This window comes from Pseudomonas sp. SD17-1 (assembly GCF_029201585.1).
In the GTDB taxonomy this organism is placed as follows: Bacteria; Pseudomonadota; Gammaproteobacteria; order Pseudomonadales; family Pseudomonadaceae; genus Aquipseudomonas; species Aquipseudomonas palmensis.
The window spans coordinates 632,002-650,533 of record NZ_CP104044.1 but is presented as its reverse complement, the minus strand read 5'-3'; the positions used below and the strand labels follow the sequence as shown (position 1 = coordinate 650,533).

The 18,532-nt window shown below is 66.4% G+C and carries 20 protein-coding genes; 11 read left to right on the top strand and 9 right to left on the bottom strand.

Features of this window, described 5'->3' with window-relative positions; genetic code table 11:
• Window positions 1-25: 25 nt before the first annotated feature.
• From N0B28_RS02950 to N0B28_RS02920, 7 genes are all read left to right on the top strand, one after another.
• On the top strand, window positions 26-859 hold the full coding sequence (locus N0B28_RS02950) for an AraC family transcriptional regulator (protein WP_043860947.1): 834 nt from the start codon (window positions 26-28) through the stop codon (window positions 857-859).
• 49 nt (window positions 860-908) lie between these two features.
• The gene (locus N0B28_RS02945; protein ID WP_104572955.1) at window positions 909-1,499 is read left to right on the top strand and encodes a LysE family translocator; all 591 of its coding nucleotides are present in this window, start codon (window positions 909-911) and stop codon (window positions 1,497-1,499) included.
• Between the two features lie 122 nt (window positions 1,500-1,621).
• Entirely contained in the window at window positions 1,622-1,927 is a 306-nt protein-coding gene (locus N0B28_RS02940) for a MazG-like family protein (protein WP_043860945.1), read from the top strand.
• Window positions 1,924-2,673 (top strand): methyltransferase domain-containing protein, encoded by a 750-nt coding sequence (locus N0B28_RS02935; protein WP_054916639.1) that lies wholly within the window; start codon window positions 1,924-1,926, stop codon window positions 2,671-2,673. Before N0B28_RS02940 ends, N0B28_RS02935 begins: the two co-directional genes overlap by 4 nt.
• A gap of 30 nt (window positions 2,674-2,703) precedes the next feature.
• Window positions 2,704-3,333 (top strand): DUF4136 domain-containing protein, encoded by a 630-nt coding sequence (locus N0B28_RS02930; protein ID WP_078481562.1) that lies wholly within the window; start codon window positions 2,704-2,706, stop codon window positions 3,331-3,333.
• A 19-nt stretch (window positions 3,334-3,352) separates the two neighbouring features.
• Complete coding sequence (locus N0B28_RS02925; RefSeq protein WP_043860942.1) at window positions 3,353-3,922, top strand: DUF4136 domain-containing protein; 570 nt, start codon at window positions 3,353-3,355, stop codon at window positions 3,920-3,922.
• A gap of 105 nt (window positions 3,923-4,027) precedes the next feature.
• On the top strand, window positions 4,028-5,977 hold the full coding sequence (locus N0B28_RS02920) for a pilus assembly protein TadG-related protein (protein ID WP_238596462.1): 1,950 nt from the start codon (window positions 4,028-4,030) through the stop codon (window positions 5,975-5,977).
• Here the strand turns inward: N0B28_RS02920 and N0B28_RS02915 are convergent.
• Together N0B28_RS02915 and N0B28_RS02910 are read right to left on the bottom strand one after the other, a co-directional pair.
• Window positions 5,962-8,637: an ATP-binding protein gene (locus N0B28_RS02915; protein ID WP_275730256.1), complete on the bottom strand. Its 2,676-nt coding sequence runs from the start codon at window positions 8,635-8,637 to the stop codon at window positions 5,962-5,964. The two genes, N0B28_RS02920 and N0B28_RS02915, sit on opposite strands and share 16 nt — an antisense overlap.
• Window positions 8,634-9,077 carry a TadE/TadG family type IV pilus assembly protein gene (locus N0B28_RS02910; RefSeq protein ID WP_043860940.1) on the bottom strand — a complete coding sequence of 148 codons (444 nt, stop codon included), beginning with the start codon at window positions 9,075-9,077 and terminating at the stop codon, window positions 8,634-8,636. Before N0B28_RS02910 ends, N0B28_RS02915 begins: the two co-directional genes overlap by 4 nt.
• A 75-nt stretch (window positions 9,078-9,152) precedes the next feature.
• Between N0B28_RS02910 and N0B28_RS02905 the strand changes: the two genes are divergently transcribed.
• The 4 genes from N0B28_RS02905 to N0B28_RS02890 all read left to right on the top strand — a co-directional run bounded on the left by N0B28_RS02905 (window position 9,153) and on the right by N0B28_RS02890 (window position 11,997).
• Window positions 9,153-9,623 (top strand): prepilin peptidase, encoded by a 471-nt coding sequence (locus tag N0B28_RS02905; RefSeq protein ID WP_043860939.1) that lies wholly within the window; start codon window positions 9,153-9,155, stop codon window positions 9,621-9,623.
• Window positions 9,624-9,757: 134 nt separating this feature from the next.
• On the top strand, window positions 9,758-10,537 hold the full coding sequence (locus N0B28_RS02900) for a response regulator transcription factor (protein WP_043860938.1): 780 nt from the start codon (window positions 9,758-9,760) through the stop codon (window positions 10,535-10,537).
• A gap of 126 nt (window positions 10,538-10,663) precedes the next feature.
• Complete coding sequence (locus tag N0B28_RS02895) at window positions 10,664-11,830, top strand: hypothetical protein (protein ID WP_058540787.1); 1,167 nt, start codon at window positions 10,664-10,666, stop codon at window positions 11,828-11,830.
• A 38-nt stretch (window positions 11,831-11,868) separates the two neighbouring features.
• A complete protein-coding gene (locus N0B28_RS02890; RefSeq protein WP_256582768.1) occupies window positions 11,869-11,997 on the top strand; it encodes a hypothetical protein in 129 nt (42 codons plus the stop codon).
• A 40-nt stretch (window positions 11,998-12,037) separates the two neighbouring features.
• Here the strand turns inward: N0B28_RS02890 and N0B28_RS02885 are convergent, their stop codons facing one another.
• The 7 genes from N0B28_RS02885 to N0B28_RS02855 are packed head-to-tail and all read right to left on the bottom strand — an operon-like array spanning window position 12,038 to window position 18,517.
• On the bottom strand, window positions 12,038-12,295 hold the full coding sequence (locus tag N0B28_RS02885) for a DUF3613 domain-containing protein (protein WP_078481559.1): 258 nt from the start codon (window positions 12,293-12,295) through the stop codon (window positions 12,038-12,040).
• Complete coding sequence (locus N0B28_RS02880; protein ID WP_043860936.1) at window positions 12,292-12,975, bottom strand: tetratricopeptide repeat protein; 684 nt, start codon at window positions 12,973-12,975, stop codon at window positions 12,292-12,294. Before N0B28_RS02880 ends, N0B28_RS02885 begins: the two co-directional genes overlap by 4 nt.
• A gap of 14 nt (window positions 12,976-12,989) precedes the next feature.
• Window positions 12,990-13,874, bottom strand: a complete 885-nt coding sequence (locus N0B28_RS02875) for a type II secretion system F family protein (RefSeq protein ID WP_275730248.1) — start codon at window positions 13,872-13,874, stop codon at window positions 12,990-12,992.
• A 1-nt stretch (window position 13,875) separates the two neighbouring features.
• Entirely contained in the window at window positions 13,876-14,724 is an 849-nt protein-coding gene (locus N0B28_RS02870; protein ID WP_043860971.1) for a type II secretion system F family protein, read from the bottom strand.
• A gap of 35 nt (window positions 14,725-14,759) precedes the next feature.
• Complete coding sequence (locus N0B28_RS02865; protein WP_043860934.1) at window positions 14,760-16,034, bottom strand: CpaF family protein; 1,275 nt, start codon at window positions 16,032-16,034, stop codon at window positions 14,760-14,762.
• Window positions 16,035-17,225: a pilus assembly protein gene (locus N0B28_RS02860; protein ID WP_043860933.1), complete on the bottom strand. Its 1,191-nt coding sequence runs from the start codon at window positions 17,223-17,225 to the stop codon at window positions 16,035-16,037.
• The gene (locus N0B28_RS02855; RefSeq protein ID WP_054916708.1) at window positions 17,222-18,517 is read right to left on the bottom strand and encodes a type II and III secretion system protein family protein; all 1,296 of its coding nucleotides are present in this window, start codon (window positions 18,515-18,517) and stop codon (window positions 17,222-17,224) included. The genes N0B28_RS02860 and N0B28_RS02855 overlap by 4 nt, the downstream gene beginning before the upstream one ends.
• Window positions 18,518-18,532: the final 15 nt, after the last annotated feature.

Below are 18,532 nucleotides of genomic sequence, written 5' to 3'. Positions count from 1 at the left end.
CGGTTTTCTTTGCCGGTAGCACACGATGAACAGCAACTGGATAGACCTGCGCCAGGAGCCCGATACCGGCATCGAGACCCTGCGCGCGCATTTTCGCGGGCATGCCTATGATCCGCACTGGCACGACAGCTACCTGGTGGGCGTGACCGAACAGGGCGTCCAGCAGTTCACCTGTCGCCGCGCCCGCCACCAGAGCACACCGGGCAAGGTGTTTCTGCTCGAACCCGGCGAGTTGCACGACGGCGATGCGCCCAGCCCCGAGGGCTTCACCTACCGCATGCTCTACCTCGACCCGCAATGGCTGGAGCGCGAGCTGCGCGGCTTCACCGAGCATGCCCCGCCCGCCAGCCAACCCGGTTTTGCCCACACCCTGGCCAGCGACCCGCGCCTGGCAGCGGCCACCGCGTGCGCCTTCCAGTCGCTGCACGAACCGGAGCTGCGCATGGTGCGCCAGGCGGCACTGGACCAGTTGCTGGAGCACCTGAGCGGGCATCTGCAATGGCGCCGCCGGCTCGATCCCGACCCGCGCCTGCCGCTGGTGGCGCAAAGGGCGCGCGACTACCTGCATGCACACCTGCACCACGACATCGGCCTCGAGCAACTGGCCGCAGCGTGCAACATCGACCGCTTTCGTCTGAGCCGCGCCTTCAAGGCCGCGTTCGGCCTGGCGCCCCACGCCTACCTGGTGCAACTGCGCCTGGCCCATGCACGCCGGCTGCTGGCGGCAGGGTCGAGCCCGGCACAGGTGGCGCCAGCGCTGGGCTTTGCCGACCAGAGCCATCTGGGGCGCTGGTTCCTGCGCGCCTATGGCATGACCCCGGCACAGTACCGCAGGCGCTGCACAAAGCTTCCAGACTGACGCGCGCCAACACGCGAGCATGCAAGCCCCTCTACCAAGGAGCCTGCCCATGCTGGCCTTCATGCTGTTTGCCTTCGTTGCGTCCATCACCCCCGGGCCGACCAATTTCCTGGTACTGAGCAACAGCGCCAGCCATGGCCTGCGCGCTGCATTGCCAATCATCCTGGGGGCCGGTGCAGGGGCCGCGCTGATCGTCTGGCTGGTGGGCAGTGGCATGGGCGAGGCACTGTTCCGGGCCCCGGCAGTGCAGCCGCTGCTCAACGGGCTGGGCGTGGCCTGGCTGACCTGGCTGGCCTGGAAGATCTTTCGCAGCCCAGTGCAGGTGCAGCAATCGGGCGCGACGTCGGCCAGGCTCGGCCTGTGGGGCGCGGCGGCGTTGCAGGTGATCAACCCCAAGACGTGGATGATGGCGCTGGCGGTGGCCAGCGTGTTCATCGATGCCGCAGCCAGCGACCGCCTGCTGCAGGTGACGCACCTGAGCCTGGTGTTCTTCGTGATCGCGCTGCCGTGCCTGGGTGGCTGGGCCTTGCTCGGCAGCGGGGCGCGGCGCCTGAGCGGTTCGCCGGTGGTGCTGCGCCGGGTCAATCAGGGGCTGGCGCTGCTGTTGCTGGTGTCGGCCTGGGCCAGCCTCTGGCAGTAAGGCCCCATGCACCTGACACAGGGCTTGTAGGAGCCGGCGTTGCCGGCGAACAGGCCAGCACAATCCCCTGAAAAACCCGCCGACCCGCGCTAAGCTACGCCGCACGAGGAGAGCCCCCACCCATGAACCTGCAAGAACTCACCACCCGCCTGCACACCATCCGCGACAACAACGACTGGCGCGGCTTCCACAGCCCCAAGAACCTGGCCATGGCCGCCAGCGTGGAAATGGCCGAGCTGGTGGAGATCTTCCAGTGGCTCAGCGAGGACCAGTCGCGCCAGCTGTCCCCCGAGCAGCTCGAACACGCCGGCCAGGAAGTCGGCGACGTGGTGCTCTACCTGTTGCTGCTGTGCAGCGAACTGGGCCTGGACATGGACCAGGTGGTGCGCAGCAAGCTGGCCGACAGCGAACGGCGCTTCGCCCGATGAAAGACCGCCACTTCGACGCCCTGGCGACCCGCTTCGCCGAAAAGATCTACGGCGGCGCCAAGGGCGCCATCCGCCTCGCGGTGCTCCAGGCCGACCTCGCCGAAGCCCTGCCCGACCGCCCCCTGCGCGTGCTCGACATCGGCGCGGGCCTGGGCCACATGGCCCTGTGGCTGGCCGAGCGTGGCCACCAGGTGACCCTGGCCGAACCCGCCGCGCCGATGCTCGAGGGCGCCCGCGAACGCTTCGCCGCCGCCGGCCAGCCGGCCACCTTCATCCAGGCGCCCTGGCAGGAACTGCTCGGCCAGCTCACCGAACCCTACGACCTGGTGCTGTGCCACGCCGTGCTCGAATGGCTGGCCGAACCCGAGACCATCCTGCCGGTGCTGCACCAGCTCACCCGCGCCGACGGCCTGCTGTCGCTGGCCTTCTACAACCGCGACGCACTGGTGTATCGCAACCTGCTCAAGGGCCATTTCCGCAAACTGCGCGGGGCCAGCCTGGCCGGTGAAAAGCAGAGCCTGACCCCGCAAAAACCACTTGATCCGCGCGAACTCCGGGCGCACCTTGAAGGTCTGTGGGATATACACAGCGAGAGCGGTGTACGGGTGTTCCACGACTACATGCCCGTCGAGTTCCAGGCCAAGGCAGAACTGCTCGACCTGCTCGAAATGGAACTGGCGCACCGCCGCCACCCGGCCTTCGCCGGCCTGGGCCGCTACCTGCACTGGATGTGCCACCCACGCTGAGTACCGAGCCGTGTCTGCCGGGAGACTGCCATGCCGTACCGTTTGACCCTGGGCCTGTTGTGCCTGGCCCTGGCCGCCTGCCAGGGCAGCAACCCGTATGTGGCCAGCTCCCGACCGCTGCCGCCGGCCCCGCCCCAGGCGGCCACCACCTTCGACGCCAGCGCCTACCCGGCACCGGCCCGTGACTATGGCCGTTACCGCAGCTGGTCATGGCGCAACGGCCAGCTCCCGGCCGGCAGCGCCTCCAGCGACCCGGCCGAGCTTGCCGACGCAGTCAGCGCCGCCCTCGACCAGCGCGGCCTGCGGCCTGCGCGCAACACCCGCAGCGACCTGCTGGTCAGTGCCGACCTGCGCATGGAACGGCGCCTGCGCCAGGTGCGCGACGATTACTACCCCTATGACGACTACGGCTACGGGGGCATCGGCTACAACCGCTACGGCGGCTATCGCAACGGCTATGGTGTGTATGGCAGCGTGCCGATCATACGCACCTACCAGGTCGACGTGATGGTGGTGCGCCTGGACCTGTTCGATGCCGGCAGCGGCCAGCCGGTCTGGAGCGCCAGCGCAGAAACCACCAGCCAGGGCTCACCGAGCGAGCGCGCCCGCGCCCTGCGCGATGCCGTGCACAAGGCCCTGGATGGCTACCCCCCAAGCTGAAGGCAACCGGAGAATCATCATGCTGCGCCGTCTCGCTCTACTCCCCCTGTTGGCCCTGCTGGCGCTGCTCGGCGCCTGCCAGAGCAACAACGTCACCCAGGACTTCGATGCCAGCCGCGACTTTGCGGCCTACCGCAGCTGGAGCTGGCAGGAGCCGGCCCTGCAATATCGCCCGGACGACCCGCGAATCAAGAGCGACCTCACCGAGCAGCGCATCCGCCAGGCCGTCAGCGAACAGCTCGACCAGCGTGGCCTGCGCCCGGCCCAGGGCAACGCCAGGGGTGACCTCAAGGTGCAAACCTACCTGATCGTCGAAAACCGCCAGCAGCAGATCACCACCAACTACGGCGGTGCCTGGGGCGGTTACTGGGGTGGCTACTGGGGCGGCCCGGCCTACAACGAGACCCGCAGCGTCGACTACAAGGTCGCCACCATCCAGGTCGACCTGTTCGACAGCCGCGACGGCAAGCTGGTATGGCGCGGCAGCGCCGAGCAGATCATGAACAACTACCCGCCCGGCCCCACCGAGCGCAACACCGCGATCCAGAATACCGTGGCCAAGGTACTGGCCAACTACCCGCCCCACTGAGCCGGCGATGGCCGGTCGCCACCTCAAGGCGACTGGCCATTATCTTGACTACACTTCTTTGACGCATGCGTTCGCGCACGGCCTGGTGCCGGCAAAGGAGTGCTCGTGGCTACCCGATTCCCAACCCGGCAGCGTGGCGCGATCGGCCTGATGGCCGCCCTGACACTGGCCCTGGCGCTGGTGTTCGCCCTGTTGGTGATCGATAGCGGGCGGCTCTATCTGGAACAGCGTTCGCTGCAGCGGGTGGTCGACATGGCCGCCCTCGAAGCGGCTGGGCAAAGTGCGGTGTGCACCGGCAGCGGCCCGCAGGCGGCGACCGTGGCCCAGGCCAGCGCCGCACGCAACGGCTTCGCGCCCGGCGCCAAGCATACCCTGGCCACCACCTGCGGCACCTTGCAGACCGGTGCCGGCAGCCGGCGCACCTATACCGTCAACCCGAGCAAGAGCGAAGCGATCCGGGTCAGTGCCAGCAGCACCGTGGCCACCAGCATTGCCGCCGGTGTACAGGCCCTGCTGAGCGGCGTCGCCGTGCCGGCCACCACCACCCTGCACGCCAGTGCGGTGGCCTCGCTGCCCAAGCCACCGCAGGCGATGCTGCGTCTCAAGAGCACCCTGCTGACCATCGACACACGCAAGTCCGATGTGCTCAACGCCCTGTTCAAGGCCCTTGGCGGCAACGTCAACCTCGACGTACTGGGCTGGCAGGGCATCGCCGACGTCAACGTCGACCTGCTGAGCTTTCTCGATGCCCTGGCCATCAAGGCCGGGGTGCAGGTGGGCAATTACGATGAACTGCTGGGCAAACAGCTGCACCTGACCGACCTGCTCGATGTCGCCGTCGACCTCGCCCGGCGCGGCGGCGCGGCGGCCCAGGTGGTGACTGACCTCGGCAAGCTGGTACTCGGTGCCGGCAACAACCCGCTGGTCAAGCTGGGCGATATCCTCGACATCCAGAACGGCGCGGTCCAGTCCGGCCTGGATGCCCAGATGCAACTGCTGCAACTGCTCAAGGCCTCGGTGATGCTGGCCAACAAGAACACTGCGGCCACCGCCGAGGTGCCGCTCAACATCCCGCCGCTGGTCAAGGCCAACCTGCGCCTCAAGGTCATAGAACCCGAACAGATCTCCGCCGTGGGCAACCCGCAGTACGACACCATCAAGGTGCACACCGCTCAGGTCCGTGCGCTGGTCAGCCTGGAGCTGCCGCTGCTCAACAGCATCACCGGCCTGCTCAACGCCGTGCTCGACCTGGCCGAACCGCTGACCAACGTGGTCAGCAACCTGCTCAGCCTCAATCTGGTGGCCACGCTGGAGTCGGTGTTCTGCCTGCTGGCGATCCCGTGCAAGGTCAGCGACGTCCGTTTGCTGCCTGGGGTGGTACACCTGGACATCGGCCTGGAAGTCGCCAGCGCCAGCAGCCAGGTCACCCGCTACAGCTGCAAGCCGGACAAGACCCTGACCGCCAGCACCCGCAGTTCGGCGCTCAACGTTTCGGTGGGCATGTTCAGCGATCCCCAAGCCTTTTTCAGCACGGGCAACACCGCCATCTCGCCGCTGCCGCTGATCGACATCGGCAGCAAATACTGCACGCGCTTCCTGATACTGCCGTCCACCTGCGGCGCGCGCACCGCCTTCGCTGGCGGTGGCGTAGGGCTCAAGGTCGATGCGCCGCTGCTGGGCAGCAACTCCACCGGGCCTGCCACCGACCTGCTGTTTCGCAACGCCAGCGCACCACCGGACATCGACCTGCCACCGGCCTACATGGCCACCTCGGCCAGCGATATCGTGCAGAGCCTGAACAACACCATCAATGGCATCGAGCTGCAGGTGTACCGCCCGCTCAACGGCAACCTGCTCGGCAACGTGCTGGTGGTGGCCGGCAACCTGCTCGATGACGTCAAGGCGCTGCTGCAGCCAGTGATCAGGAACCTGCTCGGCAAGTTGGTCGACCCGCTGGTCAACACACTGCTCAAGGCACTGGGGCTGGACCTGGTGAACGTCGAGGTCGGTGCCAACCTCACCTGTGACGGCAACCGCGCTCAGTTGATGCTCTGAACCGGCAGCTCGATCACGAAACACGCGCCCTCGGCGCCATTGTGTGCGCTGAGCAACCCGCCCATGCCCTCGATGATTCCGCCACTCACCGACAGGCCCAGCCCGGTCCCCACGCCGCTGGGCTTGGTGGTGAAGAACGGCTCGAAAATCCGCTCCAGCAGCCGCGGGTCGATGCCGCCGGCATTGTCGCGCACCTGCAGGCGCACCCCACCCGCCACCGGCTCGGCCTCCACCGCGATCCAGGGGCGCAACTGCGGGTCGGCCTCACGCCGGCCCAGCAAGGCGTCGCGGGCATTCACCACCAGGTTGATCAGCACCTGCTCCAGCTGATCGGCATGGCCGCGCACATGGCAGCCGCTCAGCGCCGGGCCCAGGTTCAGCGCCACGCCCTTGCCGGCCAGGCCGTCGGCCAGCAACGACACGGCACCCTCAACCGCCTGCCAAGGCTCGAACAGTTGCTGTTCGACCTCCGAACGTCGCCCGAACACGCGCATGTGGTCCACCACCTTCGAGGCCCGCAGCACCTGCGCATCGATGCGCCTGAGCTTGTCCTGCAGGTATTCCACCTGCACGTCGCCGTTCTCCAGGCGCTTGAGCGCGTTGACCACCGCCATGCGCATCACGTTCAACGGCTGATTGATCTCGTGGGCGAGGCCGGTGGCCATTTCGCCCAGGGTGGCCATCTTCGCGCTCTGCAACAGCTGCTGCTGGCTGCGCCGCAGCGCGGTGTTGTCGCGCCCCACCGCCTGTACCTCCAGCAGACGGCCCTGTTCATCGAACAGGCCGCGGTCGGACCACACCCACCAGGCATGTTCGCGCCCCGGCAGCTCCAGGCAGATTTCGGCACTGCTCACCGGCTGCTGCGGGGTCAGGCCGGCCAGGCGCTGCACGAACGCCTCGCGCTGGGCCGGCGACATCCACTGCCCCAGGTCGCTCCCGGGCAACTGGTCAGGTAGGCACTCCAGGTAGTCGGCCAGCGGGCGGTTGCCGAACAACACAGTCAGGTCGGGCCGGTAGCGGCAGATCATCGCCGGCGAGTCCTCCACCAGCACCCGGTAACGTTCCTCGCTCTCGCGCACCCGCTCGGCGGCCAGGGTCGCCTCGGTCACGTCGAGCCAGATACCCACGGCTTCCACCGGCAGGCCCAGGTCGTCACGCAGCAGGCGCGCTTCATCCAGCACCCAGTGGTAGATGCCCTGCGCATCGCGCAGGCGGTAGCGGCTGCGCACCTGGCCCTCGCGCAGCAGGTCGCGGGTACGTTGCAGCCACAGCGCCTGGTCGTCGGGGTGTACCCAGTGCGCCGGTTGCAGGTCGGCAGCGGGCGTCCAGCCAAGCAGCGGCTGCAGGCTGGCACTGAAGAATTCGGCCTGCAGCGCGCCGGCGTCATAGCGCTGGATATAGATCACTGCCGGCGAGCTGGCGATCAGGTTGTCCAGCCGTGCGTGCGCGGCACTGGCCTGCTGCTCCTGGGCCTTGATATCGCTGATGTCGAGCATGAAACCCTGCAGACGTCGCTGCTGCCCCTGCCCGTGCACATCGCCACAGATGCGGTACCAGCGCAGCGACGCGGCCTGCAGGCGCACGCACAGTTGCAGACTGCAGCCCTCGCGCTGCAGCGCCTCGAACGCCAGTTGCGCCGCCTCCCGGTCGGCCGGGTGCAGCAGCTCCCACCAGGCCGGCAGCGCCAGTTGCGCACTCACGCCGAAACTGGCCGCCAGCCCCGGTGCCAGGTGCAGGTAGGGCTCGCGCAGCGACCACTCCCACCAGCCCGCACCGAGCAACCCCTGTACATTGTCCAGGCGCTGCTGGCTGGCCTGCAGCCGGTCGCCGGCCAGGCGCGCCAGCAGCGGCTCGGCCATGGCATCGAGCAGCAGGGGGGCCGCCTCGGGCCGGGCCTGCCCACCCTCGTCCGCGCACAGCAGCCAGGCCTGGGCCTGATGCTGCTGCGCATGGCCCACCACATACAGCGGGTGAGTCGGGCAGAGCACCTGCAAGGCCGGAAACTCGGCACTGCACAGCACGCGCCCCGACGGCAGGCGGTCGAGTACCGCGCTCAGGCGTGCATCGTCGGCCCAGGGCACGCTCGATGCATCCCGCGCGAAGGTGTGCCAGCCGCCGGGGGTGCGCAGCAGCAGCGCCGCCCAGCCCATGCGCCAGTGCCAGGCCAGGCGCTGCAACTGCTCGGCGGCCACCTGGGGCAGGCGCTCCAGGCTGCAATCGCGCAGTGCTGCGCCGACCTGGCGGGCCAGTTGCTGCTGGCGCCGGGCATCCTGGCCCTGCTGACGCTGCTGCAGCAGATCGCCCACATCGAATAACTGCAACAGCCAGTCCTCGCCCTGGGCCAGCAACCAGCCGCGGGTGTGCAGGGTGCTGCCATTGGCGGTTCTGAAGTCCAGGTCCAGCGGTTGTGCCTGCCAGTCGGCGGGCTCGCCTTCGAGCACCAGCAGGCTGTGCGCCTGCACGTAGTCCTGCACCCGCGCAGCAGCCTGCGCGGGCAGCGCCAGGGCGCTGCGCAGCGGGCCGCCCAGGCGCAGCACGCGGCCCTTGTCATCGAGCCACAGCTGCAGGCCCACCGCCGCCGGTACCGGGGCCTGCGGTGCGGCCACCGCGGCGGCCGGGCGCCCGCGCCAGCGCTCGAACAGGCCGTGGCCACCGCTCAAAGCTGAAGGCTCGCGGTGGCGCCAAGGGTTGCCGGCAGGCGTGGCACCTCGCCCACCACCGGCAGGTCGAGCACCGGCAGCACCGTCGTGAGCCGGGCCTTGGCGTAGTTGATGCGCACGGTCAGCAGGTTGGTGTTGCTCAGGGTCACGACCGCGTCGGTGCCGGGCTGGAACTTCAGCGTTCCCGGCATCCACGCCAGCTGCTGGGCCAGTACCTCGCGGGCCAGTGCCGGCACATCGGTGCGGTAGGTGGCGCTGGTCGGGTCCAGCGCCATGCAGCGACGCACCGCCTCGCTGCTGGCCTGGTGGAACGACTGCAGCATCAGCAGTGGCAGGGCGTAGCTGACCACCCCGTAGAACACCGCGAAGAACACCACGAACACGGCGGCGAATTCGATCGCCGCCGCACCTTTTTGCCGTCTTGCAAGGCCTGCTTTCATGATCGCGTCTACCCTGACAATGACACCCGCAATCAAGCATAGAATCAATCACGACCAAGGGATGGCATTTCGCCTATGCAAAGCATCGTCCTGCTGCTGTGGCTCGCATTGTGTGCCGAACAGGATGCCCGAGAAAGGCAGATCAACAACACCTTGACCCTTGGCGCCGCAGCCTGCGCCCTGGCCTATCTCTTCATCACCGGACACACCTGGATCGGCGCCGATGCCAGCGAAGGCGGCTGGGCGCTGCTGATCGTGATGCTGCTGACCCTGCCCGGCTACATGCTCGGGCGCCTGGGCGCCGCCGATGTGAAACTGCTGGGTGCGCTGGCGCTTGCCACTGATCGGATGTACCTGCTGGGCACCTTCATCGGTGCCGGGGTGGCGGTGGTGATCTGGTTGCTCAGCCGCCGCTGGCTGTGGTCCCTTCTGAGTCAGAAGGTTAAGCAACGCTTCAGGCAGGTGATCGAAGAAGCGTCAAAAAAACAGCCCTTCGCCCCCTTCGTGCTGGCCGGCTTTTTATTGGCTGCGGTATGGATCCATTGATCGAACAACCCGTCTAACCTGCTGTACATACGTTGTACATAGCCGCCAACTGCGTCTATTTTTCTAGTCACTGCCCCTCGATACCACAAGCTTCATGGCCGTACCAGGAAGGGCACGTCAGCAGGGAGTTGCGTGTGAACAAGCCAGTGAGTCCATTCAAGGTGTTGATCGTCGACGACCAGCCGTTGATCGTCGAAGAGCTGTGTGAATTCATCGAGGGCAGCGGGTACCGGTGCGTACCGTGCCACAGCAGCCAGCAGGCCATCGAGCGGTTTACCGAAGACCCGGCAATCGGCCTGGTGCTGTGCGACCTGCACATGCCCGAGCGTGACGGCATCGAGCTGGTCAAGGCGCTCAAGGCCATTGCCGGCAAGCAGCGGATCTTCGAGGCGATCATGCTCACCGGGCGGGCCGAGAAGCAGGATGTGATCAAGGCGCTGCGCGAGGGGTTCGCCGACTACTACCAGAAGCCGGTGGACCTCCCCGAATTGCTCGAAGGGCTCAAGCGCCAGGAGACCGCGTTGCTGGAGCGGCAGAAGAACTTCCAGCACCTGGGCCACCTCAACCAGAAGCTGCAGTACCTGGCCGAATCCATCGACGACCTCTACCAGGACCTGGGCAAGGCCCGCGAGCAGGTGGTGGGCACGGGCCTGGGTGGCGAGGATGCAACGGCAGCCGAGAGCATGCCGGCGATCTTCGACCAGCTGTCACCGCGCCAGCTGGACGTCGCGCGGCTGGTGGGCAAGGGCCAGACCAACTATCAGATCGCCTGCGAGCTGGGCATTACCGAGAACACGGTGAAGCTGTATGTGTCGCAGGTGCTGCGCCTGACCCACATGCACAACCGCACCCAGCTGGCCCTGGCGCTGGCGCCCAACCCCTCGGCGCTGCGTCAGCGCATAACGGCGCATTGAACAGGTCACCGCTGCCTTCGAGCCTTCGAAGGCAGCGGTGAAACCTGAAACAAATTGGATATGCCAGCCCCCTTGGGCTATGCAAGAATCCGGGCCACTTCTCGTCGATGTGTGGCCTGCTCAAGCATGACTTCATTTCTCAAAGGGCTGTTTGCCCCCAGCGGTGCGTTCTTCGGCTCTATCGCCATTTTCGCTACCGTTCTGGTGGGTGCTTACATCTCCCTTTACAGCTCGGCAATAACAGGACAGTTCAACAACCTGTGCCTTGGGCTGTTACCCACCTGCGAGGGGGCGCCGCTGAATGAAGCGTCCACGGCATTCAGGCTGTTGCTCTACCTCGGCCTGTTCCTGTTGCTACGGGAAATAGCCGTCAACCGGGAAAACAACTCGGCGCGCAGCCAACTGCACAGTTACATAAAAAGCACTCCGTCAAAGTCGTTTCTCGGAAACTACTCTGCCTACATGCGTATCCTCGGCGCCCGGCGTCTGGAAATCAAAGCGGAGCTCAACAGCGAGGCGCCCAAACCCGACGTGGTCCACAAGCTGATGCGCGAGTGCCTGCACGGTGTGTTGTCGCTGGCCAAGGACTGGGATGGCAATGAAGGCAAGTCGTCGGTCTATCGAGCCAACATCATGACCCTGGTGCCGTCGGGTTTTCTCGATACGGTAACGCTTGCCGACGGCAGCATGGACAACATTGCCCGCATCATCGATTCCAGCAAGCTATTTCTGTACAACAACTCAACACTTGGCAAACTTGCAAAGTGCAGTGGCATCCTGGTGCTTGAAGATACGACTTTCACAGTGTCTACCAAAGTCGAGTTCGGCGAGCGGGACGACTTCATAAAAGAGCCGATTTGCTTCCCTTATGTCGAACAGGGTTATGCCGGTGTCACAACGCAACCCATCATCCCCGGTGCCCCCATGTGCGCCAGTTTCGGTATGGCGCAATACCTGCACCATACCCAAAGCGAAATATCTCTGTTTCTGGACAATCTTGCATACAAGAACCGCGAGTTCTGCAATCGCTTCAAACATGATGTACTGGAGTATTACAACGATATAGAAGAAGCCCAGTCGATACTCTCCATTCCCATTCAGGTTCGACGCGAGGCGGATGCGGAACAACTACCTGTCTATGAAACCATCGCCGTAATGAATATATACCGCAACAAAAAGGGGATTTTCCGCGATGAAGACAGCGCGATGAACTTTGCTCAACTTCTGGAGCCGATTTGCTATCATTTCGGGAAAATGCTAGTATCCCTAGCGCAAATAGAACCTGAAACATGACACTCAGCGTATATTTCCATTACTTTCAGGAGCCGTAGATGACCTCCCTAAAAGTACTAAAAACCAGATACAAGGAAGAGAGCCCCAGCAAGCGCTCCTCCGAGCAAACCCGGGAAGCCCTCAAGAGCATGGTGCTCAGAAACTTCTCCGCCAAGCCCAAATCGTGAATGAAGCCCAGCCGACGCTGGGCTTTTTCTTGGGCATGACTCACTTGTCGCTATTGCTGGTCTTCTCCCACCGGAAGAAATCCGGGATCACGTATTTGTAGGTATCCAGCCAGCGTTGCATGCTCTGGTCGCGCTCCTTGGGGGTGGCGCTCTGCGGGGTCTTGGAGGCCTGCGCGCCGCTGGCCTGCACCTGCAACCACGCCTCGGTGGCCGACTGTGCCCTAGACGAAGGCCCGGGCTCGATCGCCTGGGCCAGGCCCGGCAGCACTACCAGCATCACCAGCATCCGACTGTTCATGACGACCTCTGCACGGCAGCCACACTGCCAGGTTTGAGTTGTTGGGCGCGCGCCTGCGCTTCGTTGAATTGCGCCGCACTCAGGCCCAGCCGGCTCACCAGGTCGGCCGCCTGCTGCCACTTGTCCTGGTACAGCAGCAAGGTCACCAGGTTGACCGCCGCCAGACGGTCGCTGTCCTTGAGTTCGATTGCGGTCAGAAACTCGAAGCGCGCCTGCTCCAGCTTGCCCTGGTTCAGGTACACCACCCCCAGGTCGTTGCGGATCTTCTCGTCGGTGGGGGCCAGTTGCATGGCCCGTTGCAGATGCTGCAGCGCCTGCGCGTTGTCGCCACGGGCCGCCGCCATCTGCCCCAGCCCATGCTCACCCTCGGCCGCCAGGCACCCGCCGAGCAGGCTGCGGTACAGCGGCTCGGCCTCGCTGCGTCCAAGCAGGCGCAGCACCTTGGCCTTGCGCACCCGCACCTGGGCCAGATCGGCCGGCAGCGCCTCCAGGTGCGCAAGGCTGGCATGCGGGCGCCCGTCGGCAAGCATCTCGTCGGCCATGTTCAGCGACAGCTCCTGGCTCGAATCGGGCTTGGCACAACTGGCCGTCGAGCCCGGCATGGCCAGCCACGGCGCCGAGCCATCCGTGGCGCAACCACCGAGCAACAACAACCCCAGCGCCGCGATGCATGCCTTCATTGCGTCCACTCCTCTCAAGCCCCGAATGCCCTGGCCAGGGCGGTGAAGCCCGGGCCGGCGAGTACGATCAGCAACGCCGGGAACAGAAACAGCATCATCACTGCCGACATCTTTCCCGACATCTTCGAAATCCGTTCCTGCAAGGTGGTCAGGCGCCGGTCATCGAGCAGTTGCTTGAGTGCCAGCAGCGACTTCATCGCCCCGCCCCCCTGGGTCAGCAACTGGCGCAGGATGATGCAGGTGTCGCTGAACGCCTCCACCCCCAGCAACTGCGCGCTCTTCTCCAGCTCCGGCGCCAGCGCCAACCCCGAATCGACCCGCGCCAGCAACAGCCGCAACTCCTCGCTCAACACGGGCAGCAGGCGCTGCCCCTCCAGGCTCAGCAGGCGCAGGCTCTGCTCCACCGCCAGGCCCGACTCGAACATGATGCGCAGCAGCGGTATGAAGGTCGACACCTCCTGCGCCACCTGGCGCTGACGGCGTGCCGCCAGCAGCGCCAGCAACCGCTTGGGCAGCAGGTAGCCCAACCCCAGCCCCATCAGCGGGAACAACCAGGGCGAACGGCTCTCGCGAAAGAACACCTCCTGCACCAGCACCGCCGCCCCCATCAGGCATAGCGGCAAGCCCACCTGGCAGGCCGCGAACAGCGAGCGCTGGCGCGAACGCCGCCAACCCACCCGGTCGAGCAACTGGCGGGTCTCGCCGTCCAGGTTCAGCGAACGCTGCCCCAGCCGGCTGTCGCCCATGCGCTGCAACCAGCCGCGCAGTGCCGGCTCGTCCGGCGCACGCCCCTGCAGGCGTTGCTCCACCAGGCGCTGGCTGCGCCGCTGACGCAGCCACTGACCCAGCAGCAGGGCGAACACGCCAAACAACAACACCGCACTGAGCAACAAGGCCATCTCAGATACTCCGCAACATGCGCCACAGCGCCAGACACCCCAGCGCCTGCAGCACGAAGGCACTGAACAGCAGGCGCTGCCCGACACTGTCATGCCACATGGTCAGCAGGTAATTGGGGTTGCTGAACATGAAGTAGCCGGCCACGCTGACCGGCAGCACCGCCAGCACCACGGCGGTGATGCGGGTTTCACCGGTCATCGCGCGCAGCTGCCGCGCGCCCTGCTCGCGCTCGCGAATCACCTTGATCAGGTTCTCCAGCAACTCGCTGGCATTGCCGCCATAGCGGTGGTTGATGCGCAGGCCCAGGGCGAACAGGCGCAGCTCTTCACGCGCGTACAGTTCGGCCAGATCCGACATCGCATCGTCCAGGCTCACCCCCAACTGCACGTTGCGCTTGACCCGCTGCATGGCCCCCAGCAACGGCTCGCGCGAGGCATCGATGGCCCCCAGCACCGCATCGCTCAGCGTGCGCCCGGCCTTCAGGCTGCGCACGCAATGGTCGAGCAGCACCGGCAACTGTTCGATAAGGCGGCGTACCCGGTGCTGGTAGCGCCAGGCCAGGAACAGGCGCAACAGCAACGGCCCCGCCAGCAGCACCAGCAGCAGGCCAGGCCAGCCGCCGTACAGCCCGGCGCACACGGCCAGCAGCAGCCAGCCTGCCACCCACGCCATCAGCCGATCATTGCGGCGGTCGAAACCTGCACGCAGCAGCATCAGCTCGAGCCAGTCGGGGCCACGTGGCCCGCTGTTGTCGGCGGCCTGCTGGTGCTGGCCCAGGCGCTGCAGAATGCGTTCGTTGCCCGAGCGGTGCAGGCTGGTATAGAACAGGCGCATCGAGATGCCGAGCATGACCACGCCCCCCAGCCACAACCACACCGCGCCGCTCACGGCCCGGGCTCCGCATCGTTGAGGTCACGACGCAGCTTGTCGCTGGCCGGGTTGACCGCCTCGCGCAGGAAGGTGTCGCCGCCGCGCCGGTCGAGGCGAAACAGCGTGTTGGTGACATACACGTCGTCGCGCACCCCCACCACCTCCAGCACCTCGCTCACGCAGCGACGGCCATCGGGCAGGCGAGCCAGCTGGATCACCACGTCGAGCGCGGCGCAGATCATCTGGCGCAAGGTCTTCTCGGCCACCTGGCGACCGGTCAGGCCCACCAGGGTCTCCAGGCGCAGCAGCGCGTCCTGCGCGTTGTTGGCGTGCACCGTGCTCATCGAACCGTCGTGGCCGGTGTTCATCGCGGTCAGTACATCGAGCACCTCGACCCCGCGGATCTCGCCCAGGATGATGCGGTCCGGACGCATGCGCAGGGCGTTGCGAATAAGCTCGCTGGCCTTGATCTCGCCATGCCCCTCGGCATTGGGCGGGCGGGTTTCCAGGCGTACCACGTGCGGGTGATCCAGCTGCAGCTCGGCCACGTCCTCGATGGTCACCAGGCGTTCACGGGGGCTGATCAACTGGCTGAGAATGTTCAGCAAGGTGGTCTTGCCGGTGCCGGTGCCGCCGCTGACCAGGATGTTGCAGCGCTTGCCCACGGCTCGTTGCAGAAAGTCGAGGATCGCCTGGTCGATGGCGCGGGTGGCCAGCAGGTCGGCGCTCTTGAGCATGTCCTTGCGAAACTTGCGGATCGACAGGCACGGCCCGTCCAGCGCCACCGGCGGGATGATCGCATTCACCCGGCTGCCGTCGGGCATGCGCGCATCGACCATCGGCGACGACTCGTCCAGGCGCCGCCCCAAAGGCGCGAGGATGCGCTGCATCACACGCTCCACGTGATGCGCGTCGATAAAGCGCAGGTCGGTCTGCTGCAGCACGCCCGCGCGCTCGATGAACACCCGGTGCGGGCCGTTGACCAGGATCTCGGTGACGCCCGCATCGCGCAGCAGTACCTCAAGCGGGCCGAAGCCGGTGAGCTCGTCGACGATCTCCTCGGCCAGGCGCTCCATCTCGTAGCGCGACACGGCCAGGTGCTGACGCGCGATGTAGTCGCCCACCTGCTCCACCACGAACTGCGCCAGCGCCGGGCGGGCGCCCTCCAGCAGGTTGAGGCCGGTGTCCTCGATGGCATCGATGATGTGCCGGTGCAAGGCCCGCTTGAGCCCCTGCGGGTCGCTGCCCGGGTTTTGCCGCGGGCCGCCGAACAGCTCGTCGCCGCTCATCTACTTGTGCCCCCACAGGCGCTTCATCCAGTTGCCCGCCTTCGGTTGCAGGCTTTCCGAACGTCGTGCCAGCCGCTCGCCCAAGGCCTTGAGCGCCTGGGTCAAGGCCTCGCGCGGGGCCACCTCGAACAGCGACAGCCCCTGGTTCTTGGCGTTCAGGCGCACCTCGGGGCTGTAGGGCAGCACCACCAGCACCGGCAGGCCATAGCGCTTGCCCAGCGCGTCAGAGTCGGGCGCCACGCTGCGCAGGTAGCGGTCCACCAGCAGGCTCGCGTGTTCCAGCTTCATGCCCTTTTCGCGCCACAGGGTCAGCACCTCCAGGTTGCGCCGGCAGTCCAGCACGTTCTGGTCGGTGTACCAGATCAGCTTGTCGCAATGGCTGACGAAGGTGCGCAAGGGCTCGCTGTCGGGCTGCCCGGCCAGGTTCACCACGATATGCTGGAAGTGCTGGCGCAGCGCGCTGAGCAGCATGTACAGCTCGGCCGCGCTGGTGCGCTCCAGTGCCTCGTCGCTGTCGGTATAGGCCAGCAGGCGCAGGCCCGAGGGTTCGCGGGCGAACGCGCTGTCGATCAGGGTGGCATCCAGGCGGCGCAGGTGGCGCAGCGCATCACCGAAGTGAAACGAGGCCTCCAGCCCCAGCAGCGCCAGGCTGTCGCCACGGGGTAGGCCCAGGTCCAGCAACAGGGTCTGCTGACCACTGCCCTGCACCACCCGCGCCAGGTGACTGGTGAGCAGGGCGCCATCGCTGGCGCACTGGGTGCCGTACAGCACCGTCAGGCCGCCCAGGTGCGGGTTGCTGGTCACCGGTGGCAGGCGCTTGCTCAGGCGGCGCACCAACCCGGCCACTTCGCTTGAGCGCGAGCCGTAGGCGACGAAGTCCCGCGCACCGGCGCGCATCGCATTGAGCACCAGCTGGTTGTCCATACCATCGCCCAGGGCAACGATCGCCAGCATCGGCTTGGCCTCCAGCACCCCTTCGATCAGCGCGCACTGGCTCACCACCTGCTCGCGGTCCAGGCCCACGAACACCAGGTTGGCGAAGGTCACATCCACCAGTGCGAGCAGTTCGTCGAGGCTGCCGCTGCCGGCCCCCACCACCTGGCCCAGCGGCGCCAGGGCGGTTTTCAGCCATTGCAGGTCACCGTCGTCACGGGTGATCGCAAGGAAGGTCTGGCTCAGGCTCTGGCTCATTGGCTCAATCCACTGCGCTGTTCGAAATTGCCGTTCTCGAGAAAGAACAGGCGCCCCCAGCTCGGGTCGTAGGTGCGCAGGCGCTCGCCGGGCAGCTCGGGCAACTTGGCATTGGCCGCCAGCGGCTGCACCAGGCGCGGGGTCACGATCATCAGCAGCTCGGTCTCCTCACGGCTGATCGACGACTGGCGAAAGAACGCGCCCAGGATCGGCACGTCGCCCAGGCCCGGAAACTTGTCCACCGCCGAGCGCGCACTGCTGCTGATCAGGCCGCTGATGATGAAGCTCTCGCCATCGGCCAGCGACACGCTGGTGTCGGTGCGCCGCACCGTCAGGCCCGGCACGGTGACGCCGGCGATGCGCACCGCGTTGTTGTAGTCCAGCTCGCTGACCTCCGGCGCCACCTTGAGGGTGATGCGGTCGCGGCTGACCACCGTGGGTGACAACGCCAGGCGAATGCCGAACTCCTTGTACTCGATGGTCACCGTGTCGCTGCCGGTGCTGGGCACCGGAATGGGGATTTCGCCGCCGGCCAGAAAGCTCGCGGTCAGGCCGCTGAGTACCACCAGGCTGGGGCGCGCCAGGGTGTAGGCGAAGCCGCTGCTCTCCAGCGCATCGATGGCCGCCAGGAAGCGGCTGCTGCCGCCGCCCCACACGATATTGAACACATCGTTGTTCAGCGGGATGCTCGGGCGCACCTTGACCAGCCCGCCAACGCCGCCACCATCGGGGCTGGTCACCGCACCCGGCACGTAGCCCGGCGACACCGTGGTGTTGGGCACGCTGCCCGGCGAACCGAACAGCGAGTTGTTGGAGCCCTTGAAGAACAGCCGCGTACCGGCCTCCTTGAGCTTGGTGCGGCTGACCTCGACAAAGCGGATATCGGCCTGCACCTGGCTCGGCAGCAACGGGTCGAGGCTGGGCGGCAAGGCGCTGTCGGCCATCTCGGCAGTGGCCCGGCCCTTGATGAACAGCATGCTCTGGCGCGGCACGCTGGCGCATGCGGTCCACAGCATCAGGCTGGTGGCGCCGGGGCCCACGGCGCTGACCACCACGCCGCGCTCGCCACTGGCCTGCACATCGGCGATGTTGGGGTCGCCCACTGCCGCCCGGGTGATCGGCACCGGCAGGCGGATCTCCTGCTGCAGGCCCTGGTCCAGCTCGATGCTGGCCGGCACCGGGCTCAGCCCGGCACAACCCGACGGCGCCGCCAGGGCATGGGCAGCCGGCCCCCCCAGCAACAACAGGGTCAGGATGGAACGCTTGAACATCAGCTCGGAACGACTGCTCATCAACGGGCATCCTTG

What these genes read in the sequence shown, in the direction of transcription:
- N0B28_RS02950 (WP_043860947.1), top strand. Translation starts at nt 26, where the DNA reads ATGAACAGCAACTGGATAGACCTGCGCCAGGAGCCCGATACCGGCATC.
- N0B28_RS02945 (WP_104572955.1), top strand. Translation starts at nt 909, where the DNA reads ATGCTGGCCTTCATGCTGTTTGCCTTCGTTGCGTCCATCACCCCCGGG.
- N0B28_RS02940 (WP_043860945.1), top strand. Translation starts at nt 1,622, where the DNA reads ATGAACCTGCAAGAACTCACCACCCGCCTGCACACCATCCGCGACAAC.
- N0B28_RS02935 (WP_054916639.1), top strand. Translation starts at nt 1,924, where the DNA reads ATGAAAGACCGCCACTTCGACGCCCTGGCGACCCGCTTCGCCGAAAAG.
- N0B28_RS02930 (WP_078481562.1), top strand. Translation starts at nt 2,704, where the DNA reads ATGCCGTACCGTTTGACCCTGGGCCTGTTGTGCCTGGCCCTGGCCGCC.
- N0B28_RS02925 (WP_043860942.1), top strand. Translation starts at nt 3,353, where the DNA reads ATGCTGCGCCGTCTCGCTCTACTCCCCCTGTTGGCCCTGCTGGCGCTG.
- N0B28_RS02910 (WP_043860940.1), bottom strand. Translation starts at nt 9,077, where the DNA reads ATGAAAGCAGGCCTTGCAAGACGGCAAAAAGGTGCGGCGGCGATCGAA.
- N0B28_RS02905 (WP_043860939.1), top strand. Translation starts at nt 9,153, where the DNA reads ATGCAAAGCATCGTCCTGCTGCTGTGGCTCGCATTGTGTGCCGAACAG.
- N0B28_RS02895 (WP_058540787.1), top strand. Translation starts at nt 10,664, where the DNA reads ATGACTTCATTTCTCAAAGGGCTGTTTGCCCCCAGCGGTGCGTTCTTC.
- N0B28_RS02890 (WP_256582768.1), top strand. Translation starts at nt 11,869, where the DNA reads ATGACCTCCCTAAAAGTACTAAAAACCAGATACAAGGAAGAGAGCCCC.
- N0B28_RS02885 (WP_078481559.1), bottom strand. Translation starts at nt 12,295, where the DNA reads ATGAACAGTCGGATGCTGGTGATGCTGGTAGTGCTGCCGGGCCTGGCC.
- N0B28_RS02880 (WP_043860936.1), bottom strand. Translation starts at nt 12,975, where the DNA reads ATGAAGGCATGCATCGCGGCGCTGGGGTTGTTGTTGCTCGGTGGTTGC.
- N0B28_RS02875 (WP_275730248.1), bottom strand. Translation starts at nt 13,874, where the DNA reads ATGGCCTTGTTGCTCAGTGCGGTGTTGTTGTTTGGCGTGTTCGCCCTG.
- N0B28_RS02870 (WP_043860971.1), bottom strand. Translation starts at nt 14,724, where the DNA reads ATGCTCGGCATCTCGATGCGCCTGTTCTATACCAGCCTGCACCGCTCG.
- N0B28_RS02865 (WP_043860934.1), bottom strand. Translation starts at nt 16,034, where the DNA reads ATGAGCGGCGACGAGCTGTTCGGCGGCCCGCGGCAAAACCCGGGCAGC.
- N0B28_RS02860 (WP_043860933.1), bottom strand. Translation starts at nt 17,225, where the DNA reads ATGAGCCAGAGCCTGAGCCAGACCTTCCTTGCGATCACCCGTGACGAC.
- N0B28_RS02855 (WP_054916708.1), bottom strand. Translation starts at nt 18,517, where the DNA reads ATGAGCAGTCGTTCCGAGCTGATGTTCAAGCGTTCCATCCTGACCCTG.